This window comes from Veillonella faecalis, assembly GCF_024677885.1.
GTDB classification, from domain to species: Bacteria; Bacillota; Negativicutes; order Veillonellales; family Veillonellaceae; genus Veillonella; species Veillonella nakazawae.
The window spans coordinates 343,515-355,893 of sequence record NZ_JALBWL010000002.1; the positions used below are offsets into that span (position 1 = coordinate 343,515).

Consider the following 12,379-nt stretch of genomic DNA (forward strand, 5'->3'; position numbering starts at 1 on the left):
AAAGGGGGTGTTCCAATGGCATATATTGCGTTATATCGTAAGTACCGTCCGCAGACGTTTACCGATGTGGTTGGTCAGCATCAGGTATCGGATACGTTGATGCGTGCTATCCGCGAGGATAAGGTAGCTCATGCGTATTTGTTTGCTGGTCCGCGAGGGACTGGTAAGACGAGTATGGCCAAGATTTTCGCACGCGCTATCAACTGCGAGCATGGGCCAACGGATCATCCTTGTAACGAGTGTAGTGCTTGTAAATCGATTTTGAGCGGTCAGTCCATGGATGTTCTCGAAATCGACGCTGCATCCAATCGTGGTATCGATGAGGTGCGTGCCCTTCGTGAAAGCGTCAAATTCATGCCGGTTGAAGGCCGTAAAAAGGTGTTCATCATCGACGAAGCCCACATGCTCACAACTGAGGCGTGGAATGCGCTTTTAAAAACTATCGAAGAGCCACCGGCTCACGTTATGTTTATCTTTGCTACTACAGAAATTGAAAAATTGCCTGTTACTATCGTGTCTCGTTGTCAGCGCTATACCTTTAGACGCATTACGTCTGATGATATCGCCCAGCGTTTATCCTATGTAGCGGAAAAAGAAGGCTTTGGCTTAGAACCTGCAGCAGCGCAGCTCATCGCCGTCCATGCAGATGGCGGTTTGCGCGATGCGTTGAGTATTTTAGACCAATGTGCCGGTATGGCAACAGGTACTATTACGCCGCAAGTAGTAGAAGAACTAATCGGTCTTGTTAGCAAAGAATGGATTATTCACTTCCTAGATGCATTGCGCAATGGGGATGGTCCCAAATTGTTGTCCTATATCCACGATGCCTTAGCAGAAGGTCGTGATGCGACGCAGATTATGGAAGCCCTCATTCAGCACGTGCGGGCCTTATTAGTTGGTAAGGTCGCACCTGATGCGGATGAGCTCAAGGTATATGATGCCTTTAAGGCTGAGTTTTTAGCTCAAGCTGAAAGCATCGATTTTAATGAGCTTAACCAGTATGTGCGCAGTGCGCAATCCATCATGAATGATGCAAAACAGGTGGATAATCCACGAACTATCATCGAAATGGGCCTTTTAGTGCTTTGTGCTAAATTAGGCTCTGTTGATGAAAGCTTAGAAGACCGTGTGTATGCATTAGAGTCTTCAGAACGATCTGAACGAAACGACTTATTGAACCGCATGGCTCAATTAGAACAACGAGGCCCAGCTGTCGCAACTGCACCTGCTTATGGTGCTAATTCCTTTGGACCGCCAGGTGGTTATGCCAATAGCTTTGTTCCTGTAGATACTGCTGCTGTACAGAATGCTTCCATGAATAGTACTCAAAATAGTGCTGTTGGTACTGTGCCGCCCCCAAGTGGCGTAGGGATGACACCACCGCCTGCGAGTGTAGGCATGACACCTCCACCTATGGGTGCACCAGGTAGTACACCGCCTCCTATGAATGGAGTAGGTATGGCTCCGCCTCCAATGGGCGGTGTTGGTATGGCGCCACCAAGTACAAGCAGTGCACCAGAACGACCTGCTAGAAATCAAGCCAAAGGTCGTGGTAAAAAAGGTATTAGTACGCAGGCTATCATTAGTGATCAAATCTTGTCGGCTCAAGAGTATCGCAATGTACAGTCCAATGTCATTAAATACTTGAAGGACAGCAATCGCAATATGACCTCTACCGTAATTGGCCAAGGTCAGCTTGTATACGTAGATCAAAGCAAGGCTGTTATGGCCTTTAAAAATACATTGCACCTCAATGTAATGACCAACGAAGTAAACTTGGCAGAAGCGGCAGATGCTTTCACCTATACACTAGGCTATCCAGTTCATGTAGAAATTGTTGATGCTCTCACACAAGTTTACAAAGACTATAAAAGGGCCTCTGGCAGTACGACGCAGCACCAAGTAAAAGCGCCGCCACGTCCACCAGAACCGATGGTAGATGTACAGAAGACCTCTGGAGGTCAACCGATACAAATGGATTTAACAAATCCATCGGCACCACAAGGCACTAATAATGTACCAATGGGAAATAGTTCAGTAGGAGCTAATAGCGCTCAAGATAGTAGCGTGTCACAAGCTCAACAACCTACCGCACAGGTTGGCGGTTCAACCACTGGTGAACAATCTAGTAAGCCTGATTCCGGAGCGGTAGACGCGGCAAAAGCGGCGGCTTTGGCCTTCTTAGCGAAAAAGACTGGCGGTGCTGCTGTAAGTGCCTCAACTGGTGCTGATACGAGTGAGGTCGGAGCAGAAACATCACCATCTAATGGAGATGTACCGATTACATCCTTTGATGGCAGTCCATCCACACAGGTGATTGATGGGGAGATTCCTATCGAGTCTTTAGCAGGTTCTATGGAAGGCGATGATATTCCAGTTCATTCCTTTGATGATGTGCCTGTAGACGATATGGAGGAATCTTACGTATCATCTTTAGATGATATGCCACCACATCCGTTAGATAGTGTCACTGTTATTAGCGATGATGGTGAAGTCTTAGAACGCCCTATGGATAGCGGTGCACATATCGAGGTAGAAGCTGTCCCAAAGTCTAATGGGGGCGAACAACAGGGAGCCCCTCATCAAAGTGATGATCATACTATGCTTTCACAAGCACCTATTGAGGTCGCACCTATCGATAGTGTGACGGTTGCTCGTGAATACGCATGGGACCCAGCAAATATGACGGAAGAGGAGCGAAATAATCCTCTCTTGGCAGAAACATTAGAAAAACTATCTGAAGACCATGACATCATCGTCGAGGTCATCGAAGAATAAATCAATTAGAATATTAGTATAGGACGTAGATCCTAAAAGGAGGAATTACAATGTTTGGTAAAGGTATGGGCAATATGGCTGGCATGATGAAAAAAGTTCAAAAAATGCAAGCAGATATGAAGAAAATGCAAGAAGAATTAAAAACTCGTACAGTAGAGGCTTCCGTTGGTGGCGGTGCTGTAACAGTTGTGATGAACGGTGAAAAAATCATCGAGTCTTTGAAATTGAACCCAACGGCAGTTGATCCTGAAGACGTAGAAATGTTAGAAGATTTAGTGATGGCAGCTGTAAACGAAGCTAGCAAAAAAGTAGACGACCTCTTGGCTCAAGAAATGGGCAAAGTAACTGGTGGTCTTAACTTGCCAACAGGTTTATTCTAAATGACAAATGCTTTAGAACGGCTCGTAGAGCAGTTGCGCCGCTTGCCAGGTATCGGCTCCAAGTCGGCTAGACGCTTGGCCTATCATTTGGTAGAAATGCCGAAGGAAGAGGTAGACCGTCTCGTGGAAACCATCGTGGAAGCGAAGGGGGCTACGCGTCACTGTTCTATTTGCTTTAACTTATCAGCTCAAGACCCTTGCGAATTCTGTAGCAATCCGAACCGCGATCAAACAACGATTATGGTCGTTGAAACATCTCGCGATGTGATTGCTATCGAGCGCAGTGGTGATTATAAGGGCTTATATCATGTATTGGAAGGTGCCTTGTCCCCTATGGAGGGCATCGGTGCTGACGATATTCGCGTAAAAGAATTGATTGCCCGCCTCCGGGATGGTGTCGTACAAGAGGTTATCCTCGCTACTGACCCAGACGTAGAAGGGGAGGCGACAGCTCTCTATTTGGCGCGTTTATTAAGCCCAAGTGGCATTAAGGTAACGCGCATTGCCCGCGGTGTTCCTGTAGGTGGCGATATCGAATATGCCGATGAATTAACATTAGGCGGTGCCGTAGTGAACCGCCAAGAAATGAAAGGATAATATGGGAGCTTTATTAGCATCACCGATTATTTCGGCGGTTGTATCCGTTGCTGTAGCCTACATTGCTTTCAAAGTAGCATTTTTCACCATTAAACGAGTGGCTATGAATGCAGTAACAGGTATTTTGACGTATTTAGTATGCGTTCATATCCTCAATATTCCTATGGATATTGGTTTGGGCGTATGGGCTTTAACAGCAATTCTAGGCCCTATTCCAATGCTCATTGCAGCCGGATGGTACGGCTTTTTAAAATAGGAGGACCTCATGCTTATCAATCGTGAACAACAACGCGTTATTGATGAAGTTGAACAGAATATCCTCTTGTTAGCGTCCGCTGGGACGGGAAAAACGAATACACTTGCTTATCGAGTGGCTCACCTCATCGAGGGCGGCTATGCGAAGGCGGAGAATATCTTGTGCATGACCTTTACGAACAAGGCGGCAAACGAGATGAAAGACCGCATTCAATCGCTCGTAGGCAGTCCTGCAAAGGCTGTGGAGGTTAGTACATTCCACAGCTTTTGCTTTTTCGTACTCCAACAAGAGGGGAAGCGCAATGAAACCTTGTATACGGATGTAACTATCTTTGATGAAGAGGATTGCAAGGAATTATCTGAACCGTATCGTCCAGGTAAGTTGCGAGAAATGTCCTTTGCCAACATCATCAGTATGGTAAAAGAATATCGCTCCTTATATGGGTTCTATTCTGATGATCTCCTAGGCGATTATAAACAAACTATTGAGCGTTTACAAAAGGAACAACGTCCTGCTATTGAGCAACAGTTCTCTAGCTTTGGCAATGTACTCTACAGTGAACTCCATGACTTCTTGAACCATGGTCACGAATGGATTGCCGCCTATGATGAAAGCTTAGCCTCTGTACATGGTCTAGATTTTACGGATCTTATCTGTGGTGTTCATCGTCTATTTCAAGACCCTGTAGTTCGGGAGCGTTGGCGTAGCCGTTACAACTATATTTCTGTAGATGAAATGCAAGATACAGGCGTACTAGAGTACAAGGTTCTAGAAATGCTGTGGGAAGGTAATCACGTCCTATTATGTGGGGATTATTTCCAAACTATATACGAATGGCGTGGGTCCGATCCATTCCGTTTGCTCAAGCAGTTTGATGCGGACTTTAAGCCTTTAAAAATTATTTTCTACGAAAACTACCGCTCTAATTGGACTCTCTTTACGATGGCTTTCAAAACATTGCAGAATATGTTCCCTGATCTGGTAGGTTCTATCTATACTGAATTGCCTCGCGCCAATAGTGAAAGAAAGGGTAAGCCTGTTCTCATAAAAGGCTGTAAAAATAGCTATCTTGAGGGCAGATATATCTATGAAGCTATCTGCGCCTTGCCAAAGGATGCCAATATTGGCGTTTTAGTACGAGATAATAAAAAGGCGCAACGACTGAGCGACTCTTTTGAACGCCTCAACAATGAAAAACCTGAAGACGAACGTCGTCATTTTATGATCATTGATGAGTTTAAATTCTTTAGACGTCAAGAAATTAAAGACGTTATGGCTTACTTTAAACTGCTTATGAACCCGAATGACTCCGTCAGCGCTAAGCGCATTATAAAACGCTATGTTGCTGGTATCGGTGACGCGCGTATAGCCGCTATTGAAAGCCCTGAGACGCGTCAAGTGGGCTTAAAATTGACGGACTTTATGGATATGCCTATCTTTGAAGCCGAGCCTTATGCGAAGCTCGTCAGTGGTTTAGAAAACCATGAGGTTGTGGTGTATGATGTAGAAAGTACAGGCACCGATACGTCTCAGGATCGTATCATTCAAATTGCGGCCATCCGCATCGATGAAAATGGGCAGGTCCTAGAAACCTTTGAACGCTTTATCAACCCAGGCGTACCTGTGGGACAATCCGAAGAGGTACACGGTTTCTCCGATGCGTATTTACAGGAACACGGCGAAGAACCAGCCATAGTGCTACAAGCCTTTAAGGAATTCTCCAAGAATGCCATTATCGTAGGCCATAATGTAAACTATGATGTGACTATCTTTACTAATGAATTGGCACGCCATAATTTAGGTAATACAGAATTCAAGGCTATCTACGATACACTCGACATCTATCGTCGCTTCTATCCTAATTTGCCAAACCATAAATTGGGCTTCTTAGCGTCAGAGTTTCCTATCAATCATGAGCCTACGCACAATGCGATGGACGATATCTTGGCTACAGCACAGCTTTTAATCTATGCAGTGAAAGAAAATATCGTGCCTACAACGACTGGTCGTATGGTGGCAATTAACAAGTATAAGGCTGCTTTCACCAATATTGCGTCCCAAATGGCAACGTTACGTAGAAAGGCCTATACGGAATTACCAACGAAGTTATTGGCGTACATAATGAATCAAATGGGGGTTCTAGAATATTATAAATCCCATGGGGAAGCGGCAAAGGTAGAGCATATACGGGATCTATATCGCATCATGGAAAAACTAGATGCTGCCTATGAGGGCCCGGCTGGGTTAGCTCGATTAAATCAAATCTTGCAGATGGCGGCCCTTACCGCAGGTGAGCCAGCTCAACAGGTACGAAACGAAGACCGCATTCCTATCATTACCATCCACCAAGCAAAGGGGAGCGAGTTTGACCATGTATTCCTAGCAGGCCTCAACGAAGGTACTTTCCCAAGCCCGTTTGCCATTGCAGAAGGGCGTGTAGACGAAGAAAAGCGCTTGTTCTATGTGGCCATAACGCGCCCTAAGCAAGAGCTTACTATTACCTTTGAACAAACTAATATACGTGGCCGAGCGGTTCAACCAAGCTCGCTACTAAACTATATGCCACGAGACAATGAACTCGTAGAAAGGAGATACTAATGGCCCGAAAAACACATCGTCCAGACGATATTTTGTGGACTGTCACTGCCGCAGATATAGAGGCTACATGTAGTGAAAAAACTGAGGTTACACTTGGTGCGGTACTAGATACTCGATATCCTCGTAAGTCCTTAGTTAAGCTATTTGAGGAAAAACTAATCCATATCAATGGCCATAAGGCGACGCCAAAGGATGTTATCTCCGAAGGTGACGAGATTTGGATTGCCATGGCGAAGGAAAAAATAGATCATGAACCAATTGAAATGAATCTACATATCTTATATGAAGATGATGATCTCCTCATTGTGGATAAGCCGGCTGGTGTGACAGTAAACTCCAAAGGCCAAGTATCCCTTGCCAATGGGGTAGCGTACTATTTCAAAGAAAATGGTATTAAGCGTAAGGTCCGTTTCTTGAACCGCTTAGATAGAGATACAACGGGCTGTATTGCGATTGCTAAAAGTGGATTAGCCCAAAGCCTTTATCAACAGCAAATGGATGATAATGCCTTTGAAAAGTGGTATATGGCTACTGTGGAAGGCATCGTAGAAGCTGATGAGGATTCCTTGGTATTCCCTATGGATCGCAGTGCTGATGGGATTCATTACGAAGTAAATCCTAAGGGAAAAGAGACTCGTACAGATTATTCCGTCCTATGTAGACATCAATCACAGCCTGTGGATAAGTCTGTGAATAAGTCCAAAAATTCTGTGGATATAGCATCAAAAAATGTGGATATAGAACTATCAGATGTGGATAAAAGTGGTCAAAATGTGGACAAATCTGTGTATAACTTCCAAGAATGTGGATATACAGAGGTTTTAGTCCGTTTGTACACAGGAAAAACACATCAAATTCGTGTGGCTTTCAGCCATATAGGTCACCCTCTCGTAGGGGATACCTTATATGGCGCACAGCCAACGGGGCAGCCGTTCCAATTGCGTGCCCAAAAGGTTGTATTTACACACATGCGCACAGGCGAGCGTATTACGGTTACTGCATAATTACCTCTAATTACTTTGATACTTATCACTAGGTAAGTATTAAGAAGTGCGTAATATATAGTACGTATTAATAATTAGATAGTAGTTTATTAACAATAGATCTACACTATAGATTGTGAAGTCACAATACATCAAATGTTCTAATTGAGAAATGAGAATTATTGATAACTTAGTGATATCAATGATTTTATATAAATTTTTCAAAAAATATAATGACAAATGATAATCGATAAGCTATAATAGAAATGTAAATAAATCGATAGGCTTCGATTTATAGCTTAGTGAATTGAATGTAAGAGGTGTAGTTCAATATGATTTTGCAAGAAAATGGTGCAGAACGTAATCGGGGGATTACGCTTGCTAGTATAAAAGGAATTATAGGTAACGTCGTTCTCGTTATCTTTAAAATGATTGTAGGCCTTGCGTCTAACTCCATCGCCATCATCCTTGATGCGGTGAACAACTTAACGGACGTATTGTCCTCTGTATTGACCATCGTTGGTACAAAATTAGCTGCCAAAGGTGCCGATAAGGAGCATCCTTTTGGTCATGGTCGTATAGAATATATGACTACCATGGCAATTGCTTTCATCATCCTTGGTGCAGGTATTGGATCCCTCAAGGAATCTATTGAAAAAATTCTTCACCCTGAGGTATCTACCTTTGATGTTCCGAGCCTAGTTATCATCGCCGTTGCAATTGTGGTGAAAGTTGTGATGGGCCGCTATATCAAGGCTCAAGGTGAAAAATATAAATCTGATGCGCTTGTAGCGTCTGGTATAGATGCCCTATTTGATGCGGTAATTACCTTTGCTACATTAGTATCTGCAGGCTTGGTATTCTTCTTTAACTTTGATATTCAAGGCTATGTAGGTGCAGCAATCTCTATATTGATTTTGAAAGCATCTTATGACATTTTAAAAGAAATGTATAATCACTTGCTTGGCGTTCGTGCCGATGATAACTTAGTTCGTGAAATTAAAGAAACTATCGCTCAACATCCAAATGTGGGTGGTGTATATGATTTAGTATTAAATAGCTACGGCCCTGGTGAAACAATTGGCTCCGTACATATTACAGTGCCTGATACGATGACGATGGCGGATATCCATCCACTAACAAAAGGTATCGCTGTTCATCTTTATAAAAAATTTGGTATTGCTATGACCGTTGGTGTATATGCTGAAAACCAACCAAGTGTGGAAGTACTTGAAATTAGACAAGCTCTTGATCAAGTTGTAAGTTTATATACTCATGTAGTACAAGTACATGCCTTTTACGTACACGAAGAAAAGAAAGTTATCTACTACGATATTATCTTTGATTTTGACGAAGAAGATCCGCATGGTACATTAGAAAAAATTAAAGCAGAAATGCAAAAACGCTGCCCTGAATATACACAATTTGCTATTGTAGATACAGACTTTAGTAACTAGTTCAAAAAATATAGTTATGTTATAAGATAAAAGACTTTTACCGATGATTGATAGAATATCTGGTCAAAAATTGGTAAAAGTCTTTTTCTTTTATTAGACTATAAAGTTAGCTATACTATAAGTAAGAGAGAGGTGGTTCTATGTTGCAATGGATAAAGAAACATTATATTGTAAGTTTTATTATTTTCCTTATTCTTGTTTTGTGTGCTTTGCACTTTAGTGGTACGAGAAATGAGATACGTATTTTGCCGAAACAAGGGATAATTCTAGAGAAAGATATTACAGTTGATCTTAATCATAATCCTAATGCAAGCCTAACCGTTATAAATGCAAGTAATTACTCTGAATCTTATGTAGTTGATGTATTGCCTATTATGAAAGAGTATAACTGTTATATTTTTGACTCTCTTATCGTTAATAATGAATTATATCTTCTTGCACGTTCTAATGATGCAATTTCTAATATGAATTTGTATCCACTTTTAATTTTTAAGATTAATGATACCTCTTTATACTCTAATGTTATCGGGTATGAACTAGATAAATTCTCTGCTTCATTAGACTATATAGATGGTAAAATTATAGCTTCTAATGGGAACGCGAAATATATCTTAAGTCCTGATTTATCTGCTAGCAAAATAGTGAATACAGACTCGATTTCTGTTCAAAATAAGAATGTTAGTAAACATGGTATAAAGAAGGATAAAGTAATATCAAACTCTTTAATTCCTAGAGATTTATACATGAATGGTAAGGCAGGCGATACCTATTTGCTTACTGTTAGTCCTCTTAACTATGCGAAGCCTAACATGAATTTACCATTTGAATTTTTAAAAGCTGAACAGTATTATGGTATACCTATATATGAAAATATGATGTTATTCTGGAATACTAATACAGATGAGATGGAGTTTTATAATAACTTGATGCCTATAGATTCCTTCAATATCAAATATATGGATATGAATTATAATACTGAAAGATTTGAACATTGGAATCAGGTAATTAAGAATACAAGTTCTACAAAGTTAGACTAACTTGAAATTTATGCACTAAGTGCATATAATATATTGTGTAAAATATAATTTGTTTAGGGAATCCTATATGAGGAGAGATAGAATGAAGAAATTTGCTCTTACAACATTAGCTGTAATGGCGGCCGTTGGTGTGTTGGCGGTTCAGCCTGTAGATGCGAAGAAGGTACAACAAGATCCTGCGGTATCACCTATTGAAATGCCTATGAATGATGAAATTCAACAGGTTAATGGTGTATCCAAGTCTACCAATAAAGAGACACAACGTTTATCTAATAAGTTAGCAGATGCTACAAGAGTGATGATTAAGAAGAATTGGAAGACTATCTATATTAAAGCAGTGCCTACAGGAGATAAAGCCGCTGTACGTTTCTATTACACAGATAAAAATGGTCAAGTATATAATGGCCAAGTTATTAGAAATACAGGCCTATCCAAAGGCAAATATATGACTGGTTCTTTACGACAAGTTGAAGCATTACAAGAATTAGTAAACCATTTGCAACAGAATGGTCAAGAGGTACCATCCTCCATTGATCTTATCATTACCCAAGGCGGATATCGTACTAAGACAATCTTTAATTATGGCGAAGATACAAGTAATTTACCTGCTTATCAACAACAGTATGAACAACAAAACTTCCCTACTATGAAGTAAGAGAAAAGCCCGTGCATAGCACGGGCCTTTTTGTTAGATTATGTAATCGTCAGAATCTTCTTTTTTAGGTTTTTTGTAAATTTCCTTTACACCAGCCATCTCGATAAGTTCCTCACTGAGAGCATCTTCATCATCTGTATTAAGCATGGAGTAGAAGGCCCAGAGAATAACGAACCAAATTGGTGTAAACAAGAGGGCAATTCGAGTGTCTTCGTTTAAGGCGAGAATACCTAGAATGAAAACAAAGAACGCAAGGATGATGTAATTCATCACTGGGAATAGAGGCATTTTGAATTTAGATTGTGCCGCTAATTCAGGGTTTTTCTTGCGATATTTAAGGTGACAAATAACCATCATTGCCCAAATAAAGATGAAGCAGAATGTAGAGATAGATGTAATCATAACGAATACTGCTTCTGGCATTACATAGTTAAGTACAACTGTAATTAATAGTACTGCAGCAGAGAAAATGGTTGCTTGGTAGGGTACACTGCTGTGTGTTAAGCGGCGCATAGAGCTTGGCGCATGACCGCGTTTAGCAAGGGCGTAAATCATACGGCCTGTACTAAAGATACCAGAGTTTGTTGCAGATGCAGCAGATGTAAGAACTACAAAGTTTACGATGCCTGCAGCGGCTGCAATACCAACTGCTGTAAATACGGCCACAAATGGGCTAGCAGATGGGTTGACGGCTGTCCAAGGATAAATGCTCATGATGATAGCCAAAGAGCCCACATAGAACAAAATAATGCGTAATGGAATGTTGTTAATCGCCATAGGGATAACCTTTTCAGGATCCTCTGTTTCACCAGCTGTTAAACCTACGAGCTCGATACCTGTGAAAGCGAAAACAACCATTTGGAATGATAAGATAAAGCCCATCGTTCCGTTCGGGAACCAACCTCCATAATTCCACATATTACTAAAGGCGGCAACGCCTGCATCTGTAGTAAAACCTGTGACAATCATGATAATACCGATGATGATGAGGGAGATGATGGCAATTACCTTGATTAAGGCAAACCAGAACTCCATTTCACCGAAGTACTTTACGGCTGTTAAGTTCATTAATAGCAATGCCACTAAGACGACAAGGGCGGGTATCCATTGAGGCAGCCACGGTATCCAGAACTGCATATAGAGGCCTACGGCTGTTAAATCGGCCATGGCTAGTGAAAGCCAACAGAACCAATATGTCCATCCTGTGATAAAGGCTGCTCGATCACCTAAATACTCTTCTACGAAATCAATAAATGAGTGGTAGTTCAAGTTAGATAATAATAACTCGCCTAATGCTCTCATGATAAAGAAGCAGATAATACCTGTAATTAGGTAAGCAAAAATAATGGATGGACCTGCCAAGTGAATGGCGCGGCCGGAGCCTAAGAACAAGCCTGTACCGATGGCACCGCCGATGGCGAGCAACTGTACGTGCCGGTTCTTAAGGCCCCGTTTTAACTGATGCGTATCAGACATAGTAAAGACCTCTTTTCTACAAACTATCTACAAATATAAAAAGCCATGGATGACCATAGCTTTTATAATCTATAGAATCTATAAAACTATTTTCTTATAATACAGTATCTATTGTAAAAAGTCAAATGTATTTATACAGTAGACATATAGAGAAAATAGTAT

At 41.5% G+C, this 12,379-nt stretch carries 10 protein-coding genes; 9 read left to right on the top strand and 1 reads right to left on the bottom strand.

The annotated features are described in order from the left end of the window. The first annotated feature begins 15 nt into the window (after window positions 1-15). The 9 genes from dnaX (at window position 16) to MOQ65_RS05375 (ending at window position 10,741) form a co-directional block, all read left to right on the top strand. On the top strand, window positions 16-2,778 hold the full coding sequence (gene dnaX / locus MOQ65_RS05335; protein ID WP_257846905.1) for a DNA polymerase III subunit gamma/tau: 2,763 nt from the start codon (window positions 16-18) through the stop codon (window positions 2,776-2,778). 50 nt (window positions 2,779-2,828) lie between these two features. After that, the gene (locus MOQ65_RS05340; protein WP_008602262.1) at window positions 2,829-3,158 is read left to right on the top strand and encodes a YbaB/EbfC family nucleoid-associated protein; all 330 of its coding nucleotides are present in this window, start codon (window positions 2,829-2,831) and stop codon (window positions 3,156-3,158) included. Further along, window positions 3,159-3,755, top strand: coding sequence for a recombination mediator RecR (gene recR / locus MOQ65_RS05345; protein WP_004694915.1), 597 nt, complete (start codon window positions 3,159-3,161; stop codon window positions 3,753-3,755). A gap of 1 nt (window position 3,756) precedes the next feature. Beyond that, window positions 3,757-4,011, top strand: a complete 255-nt coding sequence (locus MOQ65_RS05350; protein WP_005385224.1) for a hypothetical protein — start codon at window positions 3,757-3,759, stop codon at window positions 4,009-4,011. A 9-nt stretch (window positions 4,012-4,020) separates the two neighbouring features. Next, the gene (locus MOQ65_RS05355; RefSeq protein ID WP_257846906.1) at window positions 4,021-6,609 is read left to right on the top strand and encodes a 3'-5' exonuclease; all 2,589 of its coding nucleotides are present in this window, start codon (window positions 4,021-4,023) and stop codon (window positions 6,607-6,609) included. After that, window positions 6,609-7,613 (top strand): RluA family pseudouridine synthase, encoded by a 1,005-nt coding sequence (locus tag MOQ65_RS05360; protein ID WP_257846907.1) that lies wholly within the window; start codon window positions 6,609-6,611, stop codon window positions 7,611-7,613. The genes MOQ65_RS05355 and MOQ65_RS05360 overlap by 1 nt, the downstream gene beginning before the upstream one ends. Before the next feature lie 311 nt (window positions 7,614-7,924). Further along, on the top strand, window positions 7,925-9,049 hold the full coding sequence (locus MOQ65_RS05365) for a cation diffusion facilitator family transporter (protein ID WP_257846908.1): 1,125 nt from the start codon (window positions 7,925-7,927) through the stop codon (window positions 9,047-9,049). 140 nt (window positions 9,050-9,189) lie between these two features. Continuing rightward, a complete protein-coding gene (locus MOQ65_RS05370) occupies window positions 9,190-10,086 on the top strand; it encodes a hypothetical protein (protein WP_257846909.1) in 897 nt (298 codons plus the stop codon). An 82-nt stretch (window positions 10,087-10,168) separates the two neighbouring features. Further along, on the top strand, window positions 10,169-10,741 hold the full coding sequence (locus MOQ65_RS05375; RefSeq protein WP_257846910.1) for an immunity protein YezG family protein: 573 nt from the start codon (window positions 10,169-10,171) through the stop codon (window positions 10,739-10,741). 33 nt (window positions 10,742-10,774) lie between these two features. On the opposite strand, the gene MOQ65_RS05380 is transcribed toward MOQ65_RS05375, so the two are convergent. After that, on the bottom strand, window positions 10,775-12,217 hold the full coding sequence (locus MOQ65_RS05380; protein ID WP_257846911.1) for an amino acid permease: 1,443 nt from the start codon (window positions 12,215-12,217) through the stop codon (window positions 10,775-10,777). Window positions 12,218-12,379 lie beyond the last annotated feature (162 nt).

Coding starts and splice junctions, on each gene's coding strand:
- dnaX (WP_257846905.1), top strand. CDS start 16: ATGGCATATATTGCGTTATATCGTAAGTACCGTCCGCAGACGTTTACC.
- MOQ65_RS05340 (WP_008602262.1), top strand. CDS start 2,829: ATGTTTGGTAAAGGTATGGGCAATATGGCTGGCATGATGAAAAAAGTT.
- recR (WP_004694915.1), top strand. CDS start 3,159: ATGACAAATGCTTTAGAACGGCTCGTAGAGCAGTTGCGCCGCTTGCCA.
- MOQ65_RS05350 (WP_005385224.1), top strand. CDS start 3,757: ATGGGAGCTTTATTAGCATCACCGATTATTTCGGCGGTTGTATCCGTT.
- MOQ65_RS05355 (WP_257846906.1), top strand. CDS start 4,021: ATGCTTATCAATCGTGAACAACAACGCGTTATTGATGAAGTTGAACAG.
- MOQ65_RS05360 (WP_257846907.1), top strand. CDS start 6,609: ATGGCCCGAAAAACACATCGTCCAGACGATATTTTGTGGACTGTCACT.
- MOQ65_RS05365 (WP_257846908.1), top strand. CDS start 7,925: ATGATTTTGCAAGAAAATGGTGCAGAACGTAATCGGGGGATTACGCTT.
- MOQ65_RS05370 (WP_257846909.1), top strand. CDS start 9,190: ATGTTGCAATGGATAAAGAAACATTATATTGTAAGTTTTATTATTTTC.
- MOQ65_RS05375 (WP_257846910.1), top strand. CDS start 10,169: ATGAAGAAATTTGCTCTTACAACATTAGCTGTAATGGCGGCCGTTGGT.
- MOQ65_RS05380 (WP_257846911.1), bottom strand. CDS start 12,217: ATGTCTGATACGCATCAGTTAAAACGGGGCCTTAAGAACCGGCACGTA.